General features: G+C 48.0%; 16 protein-coding genes. 4 read left to right on the top strand and 12 right to left on the bottom strand.

Translation table 11 applies throughout. The features are described 5' to 3' along the window. Window positions 1–209 precede the first annotated feature (209 nt). On the top strand, window positions 210–1,490 hold the full coding sequence (locus ACYQ2N_RS00670; RefSeq protein ID WP_459996824.1) for a homoserine dehydrogenase: 1,281 nt from the start codon (window positions 210–212) through the stop codon (window positions 1,488–1,490). A gap of 122 nt (window positions 1,491–1,612) precedes the next feature. Beyond that, entirely contained in the window at window positions 1,613–2,587 is a 975-nt protein-coding gene (gene thrB / locus ACYQ2N_RS00675) for a homoserine kinase (RefSeq protein WP_459996826.1), read from the top strand. A gap of 169 nt (window positions 2,588–2,756) precedes the next feature. On the opposite strand, the gene ACYQ2N_RS00680 is transcribed toward thrB, so the two are convergent. Continuing rightward, complete coding sequence (locus ACYQ2N_RS00680; RefSeq protein ID WP_459996828.1) at window positions 2,757–3,422, bottom strand: ATP-binding cassette domain-containing protein; 666 nt, start codon at window positions 3,420–3,422, stop codon at window positions 2,757–2,759. A 128-nt stretch (window positions 3,423–3,550) separates the two neighbouring features. Between ACYQ2N_RS00680 and mntA the strand changes: the two genes are divergently transcribed. Together mntA and hepT are read left to right on the top strand one after the other, a co-directional pair. After that, entirely contained in the window at window positions 3,551–4,015 is a 465-nt protein-coding gene (mntA, locus tag ACYQ2N_RS00685) for a type VII toxin-antitoxin system MntA family adenylyltransferase antitoxin (protein WP_459996830.1), read from the top strand. Continuing rightward, a complete protein-coding gene (gene hepT / locus ACYQ2N_RS00690) occupies window positions 4,008–4,439 on the top strand; it encodes a type VII toxin-antitoxin system HepT family RNase toxin (RefSeq protein WP_459996832.1) in 432 nt (143 codons plus the stop codon). Before mntA ends, hepT begins: the two co-directional genes overlap by 8 nt. Before the next feature lie 64 nt (window positions 4,440–4,503). Here the strand turns inward: hepT and ACYQ2N_RS00695 are convergent, their stop codons facing one another. The 11 genes from ACYQ2N_RS00695 to ACYQ2N_RS00745 form a co-directional block, all read right to left on the bottom strand. Continuing rightward, entirely contained in the window at window positions 4,504–4,713 is a 210-nt protein-coding gene (locus ACYQ2N_RS00695; protein WP_459996834.1) for a hypothetical protein, read from the bottom strand. An 8-nt stretch (window positions 4,714–4,721) separates the two neighbouring features. Beyond that, on the bottom strand, window positions 4,722–5,732 hold the full coding sequence (gene galE / locus ACYQ2N_RS00700) for a UDP-glucose 4-epimerase GalE (RefSeq protein WP_459996835.1): 1,011 nt from the start codon (window positions 5,730–5,732) through the stop codon (window positions 4,722–4,724). 486 nt (window positions 5,733–6,218) lie between these two features. After that, window positions 6,219–7,934, bottom strand: a complete 1,716-nt coding sequence (gene cydC, locus ACYQ2N_RS00705; RefSeq protein WP_459996837.1) for a thiol reductant ABC exporter subunit CydC — start codon at window positions 7,932–7,934, stop codon at window positions 6,219–6,221. Window position 7,935: 1 nt separating this feature from the next. Continuing rightward, a complete protein-coding gene (gene cydD, locus ACYQ2N_RS00710; protein WP_459996839.1) occupies window positions 7,936–9,654 on the bottom strand; it encodes a thiol reductant ABC exporter subunit CydD in 1,719 nt (572 codons plus the stop codon). 82 nt (window positions 9,655–9,736) lie between these two features. After that, window positions 9,737–10,741 carry a cytochrome d ubiquinol oxidase subunit II gene (gene cydB, locus ACYQ2N_RS00715; protein ID WP_459996841.1) on the bottom strand — a complete coding sequence of 335 codons (1,005 nt, stop codon included), beginning with the start codon at window positions 10,739–10,741 and terminating at the stop codon, window positions 9,737–9,739. Further along, window positions 10,732–12,111, bottom strand: a complete 1,380-nt coding sequence (locus ACYQ2N_RS00720) for a cytochrome ubiquinol oxidase subunit I (RefSeq protein ID WP_459996843.1) — start codon at window positions 12,109–12,111, stop codon at window positions 10,732–10,734. The genes cydB and ACYQ2N_RS00720 overlap by 10 nt, the downstream gene beginning before the upstream one ends. 225 nt (window positions 12,112–12,336) lie before the next feature. Continuing rightward, a complete protein-coding gene (locus ACYQ2N_RS00725; RefSeq protein WP_459996845.1) occupies window positions 12,337–12,738 on the bottom strand; it encodes an RrF2 family transcriptional regulator in 402 nt (133 codons plus the stop codon). Window positions 12,739–13,043: 305 nt separating this feature from the next. Further along, window positions 13,044–13,376 (bottom strand): type II toxin-antitoxin system PemK/MazF family toxin, encoded by a 333-nt coding sequence (locus ACYQ2N_RS00730; RefSeq protein ID WP_459996847.1) that lies wholly within the window; start codon window positions 13,374–13,376, stop codon window positions 13,044–13,046. Next, window positions 13,360–13,617 (bottom strand): AbrB/MazE/SpoVT family DNA-binding domain-containing protein, encoded by a 258-nt coding sequence (locus tag ACYQ2N_RS00735; protein WP_459996849.1) that lies wholly within the window; start codon window positions 13,615–13,617, stop codon window positions 13,360–13,362. The genes ACYQ2N_RS00730 and ACYQ2N_RS00735 overlap by 17 nt, the downstream gene beginning before the upstream one ends. Before the next feature lie 1,024 nt (window positions 13,618–14,641). Next, the gene (locus ACYQ2N_RS00740) at window positions 14,642–15,400 is read right to left on the bottom strand and encodes an IS91 family transposase (RefSeq protein WP_459996851.1); all 759 of its coding nucleotides are present in this window, start codon (window positions 15,398–15,400) and stop codon (window positions 14,642–14,644) included. A gap of 15 nt (window positions 15,401–15,415) precedes the next feature. Further along, window positions 15,416–15,715 carry a transposase zinc-binding domain-containing protein gene (locus ACYQ2N_RS00745; protein WP_459996853.1) on the bottom strand — a complete coding sequence of 100 codons (300 nt, stop codon included), beginning with the start codon at window positions 15,713–15,715 and terminating at the stop codon, window positions 15,416–15,418. Between the last annotated feature and the right edge of the window lies 1 nt (window position 15,716).

The following is a 15,716-nucleotide window of genomic DNA, read 5'->3' on the forward strand; positions in this document are numbered from 1 at the left end:
TTTTTTGTACCCACGTTTCAGCTGTGTTATAATACATAAGTAATTTTAAATTTAGTGTATATGATACAGAATATAGTGTCAACCTTTTACAAAGAAAAAGTTAAAAATTTCGCAAACCCTCGATTTCTCACTTGTCAAAGAACAATAATCCCGCTATAATGTCCACTATGGAAATACATTTGTACGCGCACAAAGGAGTGGAAAAGCATATGATTAACATCGGAATTTTAGGACTTGGAACAGTTGGAACAGGTGTCATTCAAATTTTACAACAAAACGCCGAAGATATACAGACCCGCACTGAAAGTAAAATTCGGGTAAAAAAAGTACTCGTCCGGGACTTAAAAGCCCCGCGTCAGATCAGCGGTGACTTTGAACTGACAGATAACGCCGAAGATATCCTTAATGATCCGGAAATTGACATCATCGTGGAAGTGATGGGCAGCATTGAGCCTGCACGCACTTATATTCTAAAAGCCTTAGCCAATCAAAAAAATGTTATTACTGCCAATAAAGACCTGCTGGCCGAACATGGCCAGGAATTGCTCACGGCAGCCAAAGAAGCAGGAAAAGACCTCTACTTCGAAGCCAGCGTAGCCGGGGGTATCCCCATCATCGCCGCGCTCAAACAATCTCTGGCAGCCAACCGCCTTACCGCTCTCGTCGGAATCATCAACGGCACCACGAATTACATCCTCACCGCCATGTCAGAACAGGGACGGGATTATGCGGAAGTCCTGGCCGAAGCACAAAAACTGGGATACGCTGAAGCCGACCCTGCATCTGATGTCGATGGCTTGGACGCCGCGCGCAAGCTGGCAATTCTCGCCTCTATTGCCTTTAACTCGCGGGTAACTTTGGATGATGTCTATGTTGAAGGAATTTCGAAGATAACCCGCGAAGATATAGAGTACGCCGGTGAACTCGACTGCTCGATCAAGCTCCTGGCCATTGCTAAACACCAGGATGAAGGGATAGAAATGCGCGTTCACCCGGCCATTATCCCTAAGAGCCATCCCTTGGCATCTGTAAACGGGGTCTATAACGCGATCTATGTCGTAGGAGACGCGGTCGGAGAAACCATGTTCTACGGACGCGGTGCCGGCTCTCTTCCCACCGGAAGCGCTGTCGTTTCGGATATCATGCAGGTCATCCGCAACATTCAGTCCAACTCTACTTCCGCGATTAACTGCACCTGCTATCAAGACCTTCCACTTAAGAAAACATACAACTTCACCACTGCTTTTTATATCCGACTGCTCGTCAAAGACGAGCCCCGGGTTCTCGCTACCCTCGCCCTCCTCTTTGCCGAAGCGGAGATCAGCTTTGCCTCCATCATCCAGAAACCGCGCGGCCACCAGGAAGCAGAAATCGTCTTAGTCACCCACCCCTGCCGCGAAGGCAAGCTCCAGGAAGCCTTAGATTCTGTACGCGCTTACAGCAAAGTCTTAAACGTGCAGAATGTAATCCGGTTCGAGAACGGGCGCTAGCCAGTAGCCAGTAGTCAGTAGTCAGTAGTCAGTAGTCAGTAGTCAGTCGACTTACGTTCCTGTCTCCTGTCTCCTGTCTCCTGTCTCCTGCAGTTTATATTATCTATGGAGGCTTATAGATCATGAAATTTGAGGTACGCGTCCCGGCAACATCTGCGAATTTAGGCCCTGGCTTTGACTGCCTGGGCCTTGCTCTCTCCTTATTTAATACGATCACGGTTGAAACAGAGGCAGCGGCCCAAGCCCCTAAAACCAACATAAAGGTCAGTCCCGATCAGGCAAGCCCGGCTAACAAAACTGCGTACTCCCTACAAATCAAGTGTACCGGCCCCTATGCCCAAGGAATCACCGCCGATGAAAACAATCTCGTGTGGCAAACCATGGTCTACCTCTGGCAAAGTATAAACTTCCCTATTCCCTCAGTTGCACTCACCCTGGATATCAATATTCCTGCCGCACGCGGGCTCGGCAGCAGTTCGACTGCAATTGTGGGCGGACTCTTAGCTGCCAACGCAGTAGCCGGAAACCCCTTAACCCAAAACGAACTCCTGCAAATGGCGAATGCTTTGGAAGGGCACCCGGACAATGTGGCTCCCGCGCTTTTAGGCGGGGTCACCCTTTCCGTCCTTACGGGAAACGGCATCCAGACCAGAGTCCTCGCCCGCGCACCCAAACTTACCGCCATAGCGATCGTGCCCGAAATCCTGGTGAAAACAGAAAAAGCCCGAGCCGTGCTTAAATCCGAGGTTCCGCGACAAGACGCAGTCTTCAACATAGCCCATGTCGGCTTGATCGTCGAAGCCTTCCTCACAGAAAACTACATACTTCTGCGTGAAGGAATGCGGGACAAGCTTCACCAAGACCAACGGGCTGCCCTGATTCCAGGAATGCACGATGCAATTGCAGCCGCTCTTAAAGCTGGGGCATATGGAGCGGCTTTAAGCGGGTCTGGACCGACACTAATAGCGCTAACCTCGGCTGAAGAAGCACAATCCATAACCAAGCAAATGTTAGACGCACTCAAGAAAGAATCTTATATGGCTAAAGCATATACCCTAGAAATTGATCCTGAGGGAGCAGCAATAAAATTAATCTAATAATTTAATTGTAAGAAACATTAGGGAAACCGGAGCTTTAAGCTTGGTTTCCCTATTTTTTATTAGATGCCATTTGAATTTGACGTGAGTTCTAAAACTTGGTAAGTAGTTTTCCTACCAAGTTTTAGAACTGCTCTTCCGCATAAATTGGGGGACATTCCGACACTTATTATTTTCTTTCCAAATTAATAAGCCTCATTCGATCAATAATTATAGACAATATCAATACTCCCAGTACATCACCCCGACCACCATCCAGGCTAATTCCTCCAATGATTGCCGCAGTAATCGCCTCAAGATGAGACCCACTCCCAAAGTTCGGTTGTAGGAAAAATAAGCCAACCAGTGCACCCATCAGCAGTCCGGCTATAATTCCTAAAGGTATATTCCCGGTCCCTAACCCCACTAGACCCACGGTCATACTAACTAGAGCCATGGTGGAACCAATTGACATTCCCGATAATAGAGTGGCCAATCCTTCCGCCTTTCTTTCCGACGGCAAAAAACCTATACCGTATTTAAGCGCTACTGCGGGAGATGATATTTTTATTTCTTTACCATCTAAAATAATTCGATCTGAGTTTGCCCGCAATGCACCTCCTAAAGCAGCAACAAGTTCCGATCGTCCACAGCCAACAAGCCCCGCAATTCCAAGAATTTCTCCTTTTCTTAAACGGAGGTCGATATTCCGAAATGCAGGTTCCTGGGTAAACCCATCAACTCGAAGTACTTCTTCGTTTGAAACGATAGTTGCTGACCTTTCCATTTCTAAGACATCACGCCCCACCATAAGTCGAATAATTTCGTCGACTGAAAGTGCAGCCTTATTTTTCAAGCGCCGATAAAGCCGCCATATGGGCCTCCGTCTTTTCAGACACTCTAACCGTATTGCCATGCCCTTTAGACCATGTTATTATTAAATAGGTAATAACTGGCATGAGCCTTTTGAGGAGGGTTGAATCAATGATATTTGATAATAAACGTTTGGATTTTGAGTTAGTTCGGGAAAAGCTCAATACTTTGCCACTCTCATTAACCCACTTAAATCAAAAGATCAGTACCGTCATCTTATTTGGCTCATTAGCCACAGGCAAGGAAACTCCGTTAAGTGATGTTGACCTGGCTGTTTTATATGGAAGAAATCTTAGCGATGATCAACTTAATAGCGTTCACAGCCAAGTCTATGAAATAGTCTCAGACCTACTCGAATCTGATGACTTAGATTTAATTAATCTCAATACCGCTCCATTATCTATGCAATATGGGGCTCTCAAAAGTGCAAAGATTCTATTACTTAATAACAGAGAAGAATACATTGACTTTTGGGACCAAACGGTTAAGTACTATCTGGATTTCAAACCTCTGCTGGATGAATGCAACAAAACTCTACTGGAAACTCTGACCAGAAGGAGGATCGTTCATGGATGAAAAACTAGCTTTTCAAATCCGTCAGATTTCAAAATATCTCGGACGATTAAAAGAAGTAGCTAAAACTTCCCAGGAGGAATATTTGGCGAATTCCCTTTTGCAAAGTGCTACTGAGCGTTATCTACAACTATGTATAGAATCCTGTATTAATATCGGAAATCGTCTTATTTCTATGCTCCAAGTCGATCTCCAATTAGATGCTCCCAGAACATATGCCGATGTTTTTCGAGAATTAGAAAAACACAAAATCACTCAAGACTTAGAGCCGGCAATGCTTGACATGACCAAGTTTCGCAATCGGTTAGTGCATGTGTATTGGGATATTTCACCGGAGGTCGTTTACAGAATTCTTCAGACCAGTATTAAAGACATCGACCGCTTTCTTGGACAAGTGGCCCTATATATTTCAGATAATAACCTTTAACCTGCGGTATTGGCAATATAAGGCACGCCGGGGTTCATGCCAAACTGAAATACGTCAAGCAAAGTTATTTCCCGCGCATCTTTTGCTCAATAGACTGAGCCGCCTGATCGAAACTGATTACTCCTGTACCAATAGTCAGGGAGGCACCAATAATAGCTGCACCGGCTCGATCGACTCTAAATACCGGACTTTTTCCAAGAGCAAAAACGAGTAATGAAGATCCTTTAGCCTCGGGTATTTTCCGACCCGAGCACCCAATTAGTTCTGTCAACATCTTAATACCTAATCTAAGACCACAGCATTATCCCCATATCCATACGGATGACGCTCATGCCACTTCCAAGCTGAAGCCAGGATCGTTTCCAAATCACTCAGCCTCGGCTGCCAGCCAAGCACCTCTCTGATCTTCGCTACTTTCGCCACCAACACGGCCGGATCACCCGGCCTTCTTGCATCTTCGTGCACCGGAATCTCCCGTCCTGTCACCAGACGCGCCTTCTCAATCACTTCCCGCACGGAATACCCGCTCCCTGTGCCCACATTGAAAATCCCACTGTCTATCCCTTTATCCAGCGCCGATAAGGCCGCCACATGGGCCTCCGCCAAATCAAGCACATGAACATAATCCCGGATGCACGTGCCATCCGGTGTATCATAATCCGTACCAAAGACCGAGATCCTCTCCCTCTGTCCCAAAGCTGTCTTCAGCACCAGCGGGATCAAATGGGTCTCGGTCACATGATCCTCCCCAATCGAACCATCCAAAGCCGCCCCGGCTGCATTGAAATAGCGCAAAGCAATCCACTTAAGCCCATGCGCCTGCTCCATCCAGTGTAAGCTCTCCTCAATCATGCGCTTTGATGCCCCATACGGATTCACCGGACGGGTTTCCGCACCTTCCGGAATCGGCACCTCCTTCGGATTTCCATAGGCCGCCGCCGTCGAAGAAAAGACAAACCGCTTTACCCCCAGCCGCACAAGCAGGGTCAGGAAGCGATTCGTCTTACCCATGTTTTCCTCAAAATACCTCTCAGGCCTCAGCATCGACTCCCCAACTAGGCTTAAGGCCGCAAAATGCACCACCGCCGAAAAGGGATGCCTTGCCATGATCTCCTCAAGCAAAGCCGCTTCTGTGATATCCCCCTGATAAAAAGGAACCTCCGCAGGCACAGCCTCCCGGTGCCCGGTAACCAGACTATCGAGGACAACCACCTCAAAGCCCCGCTCCCTGAGCACCCTTACCGTATGGCTCCCAATATATCCGGCTCCGCCGGTGACTAAAATCCTCGACATAGCTCCTCCTTCCCTTAAGTTCCGCTTCCCTAGCTTTAATCTCTCCTGCCTGGATCGCTTCCCTCAACCGGAGTTCTGCTTCCCTAACGGCCGCCATCTCAGAAGAAGTTGAGGAAGTCAGAAGTACCAACTATGGAAAAATATAAGGTTGTAGTTGATACAAACATCTTTGTGAGTGCGTTTCTCGGAAGCAATCCGCCCCAAATTTAGCAAGTACATTCACCCTTATGAACTTGACGAGTTCCTTAGTCTTTCTCCACTTTCGCCACCAAGAAGGCCGGATCACCCGGCCTTCTTGCATCTTCGTGCACCGGAATCTCCCTTCCCGTCACCTCACGTGCCTTCTCAATCACTTCCCGCAAGGAATACCCGCTCCCTGTACCGACATTGAAAATCTCATACGCTCAGTTAACAGGTACCGTTTGATAGCTCCAATCGCAAAGCCTGCCTTCCTGTAAATATTATACTATAAGGCACGCTAGGAAACTATCTTTCTCTTTTCCGCCCCAACTCCCAAGGTGTGCCCTCTTCAACCAAAGAACCTCCTTGTAAAACCAAGATCCGATCCATCTCCGCCAGCCCAACCACATGGTGAGCGATCATAATAATGGTCTTCCCGGCGAAAAGCTGAAAAACCTCCTGCAATACCGCCTTTTCCTGCTCCGGATCAAGCCCGGAAGTGGCTTCGTCCAAAACAAGAATCGGAGCATCCTTTAACAGCGCCCTGGCAATAGCCAAGCGCTGCCGCTGCCCTCCCGAAAGCTTAAAGCCGTCTTCCCCCACATAAGTATCGTACCCCTCAGGCAGGCCGGCAATAAATTCGTGGAGCTTGGCCTTTGTGGCCGCTCGTTCCAATTCTTCGTCATCAGCCGTTAATTTGGCTAAAAGAAGATTTTCCCGGATACTGGCGTGGAAGAGATGCGTGTCTTGACTTACGACCGTGAACAACTTCCGCACCTCATCCGGCTCAAATTCCCGCACATCCTGACCGTTTAAGGTAATCCTCCCCCGTTCATAATCCCAAAAGCGGAGAAGCAGATGAATCATGGTGCTTTTTCCCGCCCCACTGGGGCCGATGAGGGCAATCTTGCTCCCCGGCGGCAACGTACAGCTCACATCCGTTAACACCCAGGGTTGCTCAGTGGCATAGCGAAAATAAAGCCCTTCCAAAGAGATTTTGGGAGCAGACCCTGAAACATTTACCTTTTGCTTCGCGGCAGCATCGGGTTCGGACCCTTGGCGGCCGCTTTCTTCCATTCCCATGATCTCGGCCAAACGTTCCGCTGCTGCTTTGCTCTCCCGCAAATGCTGGCCCCACCCCGGGAGGGGCAAGACCGCTTCAAAGGCACTCAAGGTTCCTAAGGCAAGCATGGCTACATAAACGCCATTAAGCTTCCCGCTGATGACGAGCGGTATGGCCACGACCAGAACACACCACAAGCTTAAATTCATGAGCAAACCGTTGAGCGCCGAACCAAGACTAAAATAGCGGGCTTGTCTGGCTTCCAGGTTCAGAATTTCCCGGTTTAACCGGCCTAACAAATCCTGTTGTGCCTCCTTTTCCCTGTAAACGAGCACATCGCCCAGGCCGTGGAAAAGTTCCATCAAGCTGCTCTGGTAAGAGCTTTTCAAGCCGACCAGCTTGCGCGCTGTATTTTGCAGCAGGAGATCCACCAGTAGGGGTAAACCCAACCCGGCCAGAAGGAAAAAGAAGATGAACACTCCAGCCAAACTTGGGGCAAAGAAACTCAGGAACAGGGCGTACGCTAAGAGAACGGCCAAAGCGACCACGGGCGGCGAGAGCACGCGCAAAAAGAAATTCTGTTCTCTCTCCACATCGGCAATGATCCGGCTAAACAAATCCCCGCTGTGGTAGCGCCAGAGGCGGGCCGGGGCCAACGGTTCAAGAGCCTGGAAAAAGGCGACCCGTAACCGGGCTAAACTGCGGAAAGTGACATCGTGGGAGAAATAGCGTTCTCCATAACGCCAAATCCCACGACTAATCCCAAAAAAACGCACCCCTACAATGGCTGCCATTAAATCAAGAATAGGCGGATGCAGAGCGGCCCGCGCAATAAGATAAGCGGAGGCAGCCATTAGCCCGATATTACTGGCCACGGTACAGAAGGAAAGCAGGAGCGCCCCTGTCAGCCTGGGTAGATTCGGCAGCAGAAGTACCAGCAACCGTTTCAAAGCCCCCATCTCAATCCCTCCCCTCGCCTCGACCCTCTTCCACGATTTTTCCCTGTTCAAGGACAAGGATACGATCCGCCCCTTGGACGTTGGACAAGCGATGGGCTATAACCAACACCGTACGCCCCCGGCACAACTCCTCCAAGGCCTGCTCAATCCGGGCCTCAGCAACAACATCTAAGCCTGCCGTTGGTTCATCCAGGATAAGCAGCGGTGCATTTTTGAGAAAGGCCCGAGCCAAGGCGATTCTTTGGGCCTGACCGCCGCTGAGCCTGAAGCCCCCTTCTCCCACCTGGGTTTCATACCCCAGAGGCAAACGGGCAATGAACTCCTCAGCCCCAGCCAAGCGGGCTGCCTGCCTAATCTCCTCCTCGCTGCTCTCTCTCCGACCCAAAGCAATATTATCCCTCACACTGGCGCTGAATAGGCTGGGAAACTGGGACACCACCGCCACATTCCGGTACCATTCGTCCCGGGATAGATCCCTGAGCAGCCTACCGTTTACCAGGATTTCCCCGGCCAAGGGCTCCGCAAATTTCAGTAGAAGATTAACAATACTCGTCTTCCCTGCCCCACTCGGACCCATTAAGGCAATCTTCTGCCCGGAGCCCAGAGAAAAACTCACCCCAGCTAAAGCCAAAGGGCTTGGGCCGGGTTGACTCCCCAAAGTCTCCCCGGCGTAAGCGAAAGTGACCTCGCGGAATTCCACCTGAACCTCGTCGACCTTAAAAGGAGCTTCATCTCTTCCCTCTCCATTAACTCTACCCCCCTGAGAGGATGGTTCATCCTCCAAGATGGCAAAGACTTTTTCCGCCGCACTCACCCCGGACATGGCGGAATGAAACGAACTGCCCAGTTGGCGCAAGGGGAGGTACACTTCCGGGATAATTTGCAGCAGGAAAAAGGCATCAACAAAAGAAAGGCGGTTTTCCACCAAGCGCAAGCCCAGGGAAACCGCCACCAACGCCGTGCTGATCGTTGCCATGAATTCCAGAACTAAAGCGGAAAGAAAAGCGATCCGCAAGACGGCGAGCGTCTCAACCCGAAACGCATCACTGATCCGAGCGATGACCCGGCTTTGATCACGACTGCGGCCAAAAAGCTTCAAGGTCGAAAGTCCCTTTAGCATATCCAAAAAATGCCCGCTCATGCGGCTAAGGCTTTGCCATTGCTGTTTGGCCTTTTGATCAGCCATTTTACCGATAAGGATCATAAATAAAGGAATCAAAGGAACAGTCAGGAGCACGATTATCCCGGTAATAAAATCAACCGGAAAGATGAAAAGAAGCAAAGTTAATGGAACAAGGGCTGCCAAAGCCAATTGGGGAAGATAACGCGCAAAATATTCTTCAAGCGCATCAACGCCGGCGGTAAGGAGATTAATCAATTCTCCTTCCTTTTCCCCGCGCATGTAAAGAGGCCCCAGGAAAAACAAGCGGTCGAGCAGACGGCGGCGCAGGGAATCTTTAACCCGAACAGCCGCCCGTACCGCCCACACGGAACTCAACCATTGCCAAAGAGCCCGCAAGATCATGAACAAGAGGGTCAGTTTAAGCCAAGGCCAAAGCTGTGCTAAATCGTTTCCGGCCAGAAAAACCCCGTTGACAACCATTGCCAGATACTTTGCTTGGAAAACCGTACCCAGGCTTACCAGCCAGGCAAAACCCAGAGCCAAGGCCAAATACCCCGCAACTCCCTTGGCCTCCCCCAACATTCTCTTGTCCAGCATCTCTCTATCCCCCAAAAGTAATCTGCTTATGCTAATTCTCTCTGTTCACGCTCAATCCTGTTCCCTTGCCTAAAAATCAGCTTTAATAGTGGAGGTCTTTTTCCGTCACCCGTTTCCGGAATACCCAATAAGTCCACCCCTGATAAAGGAGGATAACCGGTACCAGTGTCAACGCCACCACGGTCATAATCTTTAACGTATACGGACTGGAAGCAGCGTTATAAATGGTCAAACTCCAGGCCGGGTTCAAATTGGAAATCATGACTTGGGGGAACATTCCGGCAAAAACGGCGCCAGTTAAGGTCAAGATCGTTCCCGCATTAAACCCGAAAGCCAGACCTGCCCGTCCCCGCTGCAAGAAGAGATAGGCCAAGAGGAGGGTCAGGAAAGCGAGAACCAAGAAGACGACAGCGACCGGTTTCGTAAACAAAGAGGTTTGGAAGAAGGTTAAGATCGCTAAGAGAGCCACACCCAGAATGGTAAGAAGCCCAACCTTTGCCGCTACCCCTTGCGCTCTCCGGGCTAACTCCCCTTCCGTCTTCAAGGACAGGTAGAGCGCACCGTGCCAGATGAAGAGGACAAGAAACGCTAGCCCGCCGACCAGAGTGTAGGGAGACAATAGGTCAAAGAAGTTCCCTGCGTACTGCATCTGGCCGTTAATGGGCACCCCGTGCAGGAGATTGGCTACCGCCACGCCCCAGAGCAAAGCCGACAGGAAACTTCCCAGAAAGAGAAGCCAATCCCAAAGGTTGCGCCAGGCCGGGCTGCGGTCACTGCTGCGGAACTCAAACGCCACCCCCCGCACAATTAAAGCAAATAAAATGAGGAAAAGCGCCAGATAAAAACCACTGAAAAGGGTTGCATACCAGTTGGGAAAAGCAGCGAACATCGCCCCCCCGGCGGTAATCAGCCACACTTCGTTCCCATCCCACACCGGGCCAATGGTATTGATCAGTACCCGCCGCTCCGTGTCATTTTTCCCTAAGAAGGGAAGTAAAATCCCGACCCCATAATCAAAACCTTCCAAGAAGAAGAAGCCGGCAAACAGGATCGCAATCAGGATGAACCACAAACTATTTAAGTCCATAAGGAAGCCCCCTTTCCTGAAGTTTCCGTCACTTGCTTCGGAGCGGAATCCTCCGGTCCTGCTTTGATGAATTTAACCAGCAAGTAGACATCGGCAACCGCTAAAAGGCCGTAAATCACGGTAAATCCGATTAACGTGGTCAGAACCGCTCCACCGGAGACGACCGGAGAAACCGCCGAAGCCGTCTTTTGCAAGCCGTACACAATCCAAGGTTGACGCCCGACTTCAGCCAAATACCAACCGGCGGTATTGGCAATATAAGGCACGGCAAGCGTCCACAGGAGCACCTTCAGATATCTCCGACGATTTTCCAAATCGCCCTTGCGCCAATAGTACCAGCCCAAGAGCAGCATAAGGAAAAGCCAACCGCCGGCTAAGATCATGAAACGGAAACTCCAGAAAAGAGAAGTTACCGGGGGAATATAATTGCCGGGGCCGTATTTCGCCGCGTCCGCCGCTTGCAATTCCTTGATCCCCTGAACTTCCTGACTGCCGGAAATGAGGCTTAAAACGCCAGGTACTTTCAGAGTGAACGTATTCGTATGATTCTGTTCGTCAATACCGGCAACCAAGTTGAAATCCGCAGGGTTCTGCGTCTCCCAATGGGCCTCAGCTGCCGCCATTTTCATCGGTTGGGTCTGAACCAGATACTGTCCTTGTAAATGTCCGATACCCATAAGCAAAACCGTCGCAATCACGCCAAACGTGAGAGCCAGCTTAACCGAACGCCGAAACAGTTCCAGGTGATTTTTTCGCAAAAGATGATAAGCACTCACACCCAGAACAAAGAAAGACGCCGTCACATAACCGCTTAAGACGGTGTGGGGAAATTGGTAAAAGACATGGGGATTCGTCACCAAAGCGCCAAAGTCCGTCATTTCCGCCCGGCCGTTGCGGAGAACGTACCCGACAGGCTCCTGCATGAAGGAATTGGCAATTAAGATCCACAGGGCGGAAATATTGCTGGCGAGCGCCACCAACCAAATAAAGAGAGCATGTAATTTAGGAGAAAACCGTTCCCACCCAAAAATCCACAGTCCCAAAAACGTCGACTCGATAAAGAAGGCCAGCAGCGCTTCAATCGCCAAAGGAGCCCCAAAAATATCCCCCATAAAGCGGGAATATTCCGACCAGTTCATGCCGAATTGAAATTCCTGAACCAGCCCGGTAACCACACCCATGGCAAAATTGATGAGGAAGAGCTTACCCCAAAACTTGGTCATTTTTTTATACGCTTCATTCCCGGAACGAACATACATGGTTTCCATGATTGCCAGCAGAATGGACAAACCTAAGGTTAACGGGACAAAAAGGAAATGATAGCCTGAGGTCACGGCAAATTGTAGCCGAGCGAGCAATAAACCATCCATAAATCCCCCTCCATTCACACTCATTTCATTAAACATAAGACCACCGAACTAAAACAAGCGACCCTCCTTTCATAGATGGCACCTCCCGTGCCGTATCTGGTGCGAATCTTACTGCAGTTAAGCCTGAAACCCTGGAATTATGTAGCCTTACACTCCTTAGTTTATGACTTAGGAATATAAGTTTACCCATCGAGTATAGTTTTTAGCAAAAATTTTTTTCCTCCCCTAGACAAGATCAGCCACCACGTAGCTCTGGAAATCGCGCCGCAGTCTACTCTGAATTTTTGCCATGGCAGCATGAATTTCACAGGTCGCCGAGCCCTTTTTGCTGCACAAATCCGGATCGAGCAAACAGCGGTTAAGTTCAATGGGGCCCTCGACCGCTTCCAACACTTCAAGCAGAGTTATTTCCCGCGCATCTTTTGCTAAGACGTACCCCCCTCCAACACCTCGAACGGATGTAACGATTCCCGCTTTAATCAAAGAAGGCATAATTTTTAGTAAATAACGCATGGGAATCACTTCACTTTTAGCAATATCCTGGGCCATCACAAGGTAACTGTCCCTTTGCTTTGCTAAAAAGAGCACCGTCCGAAACGCATAATCTGTCGCTTGATTGATTCTCACTTGCCACCTCAATTGTTTACCCAATGAGTAATGTTTGATTACGATTATAATTATAATTATTACAATTAGTTTTGTCAAATCAACCACCCGCCCGATCTTGTGGTCTAAACAATGCTGTAGCACCAAATGACTGGCTTTGCTCAGGTAGTTTATATGCCATATTATACCATGAGCTTTCTATGAAAAGAAAAACCTCCGAAGACGAACTTCGGAGACCTATTCAGACACAACTCTCCTACCTGTGGGATGCAAAAGACAACATGATACTTGAAGAACGGGAAACCCTTCAGCCGAGCACGATTAGTTCAATCGACTAACATTTCTTTAATAATGCTTTTCACTTCTACAATTTCTTCAGTATTTAAATTTCCGATTTTCTCGCAAAATCTGGTTTTATCAATAGCCCGAATCTGGTCTAATACAATCCAACCATTCACATCGTCCACTGTCACTTTAATACGAGTAGGATATCCTTCTCTTCCTCGACTTGTCACCGGAGCGATAATAATTGTCCGAATATGCTCATTCATTTCCAAAGGGGAAATAACCACACAAGGCCTGGTTTTATTAATCTCTGCTCCTTTAGTGGGATTCAGATCTACCCAATACAAAGAATATTGCTCAATGCTTTGGTTCATCCCAAGCCTCCAACGTTTCATTATCGATTTCTTCAGAGATCAATAAAAAATCATCATTATTTTTATGCATAAGTTCAAAAGCTTCAGCCCAGCCTTGGCGAGGAGCTATTACTGGTTTTATGATGATACAATTATCTTTAATTTCCAATTCTACTTTCGAATCTATCCCACATTGTTTTAAGACTGCAAGAGGAAGCCGAATTCCTTTGGAATTACCGATTTTAACAATATCCATCTGCATTGTAATTTCTCCTCGCTAAGTTATTACTTTGTAATTACATTATAACGGTACTATTATGTTTAGTAAACGGGTGAATCACCTTTAATCTCTTTAGTCAAATCAGATAAAACTCTCTATCTTCATCATCACGAAATATATTGTGTTGGTGATTTCCCCGACTCATAATGTGATAAGTATCTCCCGGAACCCAAACCTTTTGTTTTCTAGGCATACTCCACACCTCAACCAAATCTTCACACAATTAATTCTATCATGGTTTATAGCAAATGTGCAGAGTTTGCTTCAATATTTTAGGTTCAAAACGACTGAGGCCAAATGTCGAAATATCCAACAAAAGAGAGGTTCCAGGAACCTGCGCGTAACGGTGACCAACGGGAAACGTACGCCGAGTACTACAAGCGTCGCAAATGCAACCGCGTACATTTGACATTCGTAGCTCATAAGCCTCACCCCCAAATCAAGGGGATCAGCCACCCATCCGCCTGAATCAGTTGTACAACCTGATTATCACAACATTCACTTAATTAGGACAGGCTTCAGAAGAGATTTTCTTCGAAGCCGCAGTCTTTGTCGAAATATGAGGGGGACAGTCCCCGTAGCGAGGCGAACGCCGAGCCCGAGCACGGTGTGTTTTCGGTAAGAAAAACCGAGGCTAGCGCCTCGGTCCTTTTATTTTATATCCATTATTTTGTACTCGTACCCATGAATTCCTTTATAATACTCCGGATACATTGCCCCACCACATTTTTCACAGCTAAACTGCGGCGGCACCGTCGGATCTCCCTCATCCATTTCATCAAATGATCTTACTACGTCTAGAGGTATCCCTTCAGTTTGGTTACACTCCAAACAGATAAAGTTGACTAGATTCTGGGTTCCGTCTACGTTCCTGCCTTTTTGGAGCTTTTTCTTCTTTTTGTGGAGTTTGCGCTGCTTTGATACCGGTGAAATTGTAAATCATCCTTTCCAGAATAAGCTCGGGCTATTTGGCAACTCGCGTGTTTTATGGCTAGTTGTCCATCTTTTAGGCATACTTCTCCCTTGTATTCAAATAATTCCCGCAATGTGGGCATACTAGCGGATCCTTTCCCGTCTGTTCTTTGATCCGTTGATCCCATTTCCTTCGACTTATGGTTCTCTTTACTTTGACGATCCATTTCCTCATTTCCTTCTGCCAGACTGAAATTACCTTTTTGCAAATTGCCTTGATTCGCCGGGAATATACTCCATAGTAACGAATAGTTTTAAATTGCTCATCCGGTATATGCACGATCAACCGGGCCATAAATTCTTCTACTGTTAGCTTTTCCCGCTTTTCTTGGCCATCCTTTTTGTCATGGTACCTATACGTTACGTATTGACCGTCATATTCCTCAATCCGATGTAAGGCAATGGCGGGTCGACGAATATACCGGCCAATATAGGCTAGTTGCTCTTTTACATTCCCTTTCTGCTTTGGAGCATAGACGTAAAATCCTTCCCCATTTGCACTGTAAGCCTTCTGCAACAAAGGCTGTACTTTCTTCTTTTCAACCTCATTCAATGAACGGCGGATTAGCTTCAATACAACAGTCTGCCATTGTTTACGAAGCATCTCAAAAGGTATATAGTCATATACCTTCCATTCACCGCTTTTTTTCATTCCGCCCATTGTTACAAGCATATGGACATGGGGATTAAAATTCATCCGGGCTCCAAAGGTATGTAGTCCAGCTATTACCCCCGGAACAGCTTTGAATTTTTTCTTAAAATACTCCTGTATAACCCGAACGGCTTCGTCCATTAAATCTTTTAAGAGTTAACGGTGTTTCTGGAAAATTACTCTTAGCCCTTCATCAATCGTGAAGATGACATGGCGATGATTCACTTGAAGCATATCATCTGCAATAAGTCGACTCCACTCCTCTGTCTCCCCACTGGAACATGTGGTGCAGAACCTCCCTTTACAACGATATGGAACGATTTTTATGTCATGGCACGCTTCACATACTAATAGCTTAAATCCGTTTTTCGGATCTCCACACCTGTGAAATTTCTCAACCTCTTTGATCACTATAGGTCTGATACGGCTACCGTATTTTGTACAAAAGCATCCCAAT

It is taken from the genome of Paradesulfitobacterium aromaticivorans, assembly GCF_054657415.1.

Coding starts and splice junctions, on each gene's coding strand:
- hepT (WP_459996832.1), top strand. CDS start 4,008: ATGGATGAAAAACTAGCTTTTCAAATCCGTCAGATTTCAAAATATCTC.
- galE (WP_459996835.1), bottom strand. CDS start 5,732: ATGTCGAGGATTTTAGTCACCGGCGGAGCCGGATATATTGGGAGCCAT.
- cydC (WP_459996837.1), bottom strand. CDS start 7,934: ATGGGGGCTTTGAAACGGTTGCTGGTACTTCTGCTGCCGAATCTACCC.
- mntA (WP_459996830.1), top strand. CDS start 3,551: ATGATATTTGATAATAAACGTTTGGATTTTGAGTTAGTTCGGGAAAAG.
- ACYQ2N_RS00730 (WP_459996847.1), bottom strand. CDS start 13,376: ATGAACCAAAGCATTGAGCAATATTCTTTGTATTGGGTAGATCTGAAT.
- ACYQ2N_RS00735 (WP_459996849.1), bottom strand. CDS start 13,617: ATGCAGATGGATATTGTTAAAATCGGTAATTCCAAAGGAATTCGGCTT.
- ACYQ2N_RS00670 (WP_459996824.1), top strand. CDS start 210: ATGATTAACATCGGAATTTTAGGACTTGGAACAGTTGGAACAGGTGTC.
- ACYQ2N_RS00695 (WP_459996834.1), bottom strand. CDS start 4,713: ATGTTGACAGAACTAATTGGGTGCTCGGGTCGGAAAATACCCGAGGCT.
- ACYQ2N_RS00720 (WP_459996843.1), bottom strand. CDS start 12,111: ATGGATGGTTTATTGCTCGCTCGGCTACAATTTGCCGTGACCTCAGGC.
- ACYQ2N_RS00740 (WP_459996851.1), bottom strand. CDS start 15,400: ATGGACGAAGCCGTTCGGGTTATACAGGAGTATTTTAAGAAAAAATTC.
- cydB (WP_459996841.1), bottom strand. CDS start 10,741: ATGGACTTAAATAGTTTGTGGTTCATCCTGATTGCGATCCTGTTTGCC.
- cydD (WP_459996839.1), bottom strand. CDS start 9,654: ATGCTGGACAAGAGAATGTTGGGGGAGGCCAAGGGAGTTGCGGGGTAT.
- thrB (WP_459996826.1), top strand. CDS start 1,613: ATGAAATTTGAGGTACGCGTCCCGGCAACATCTGCGAATTTAGGCCCT.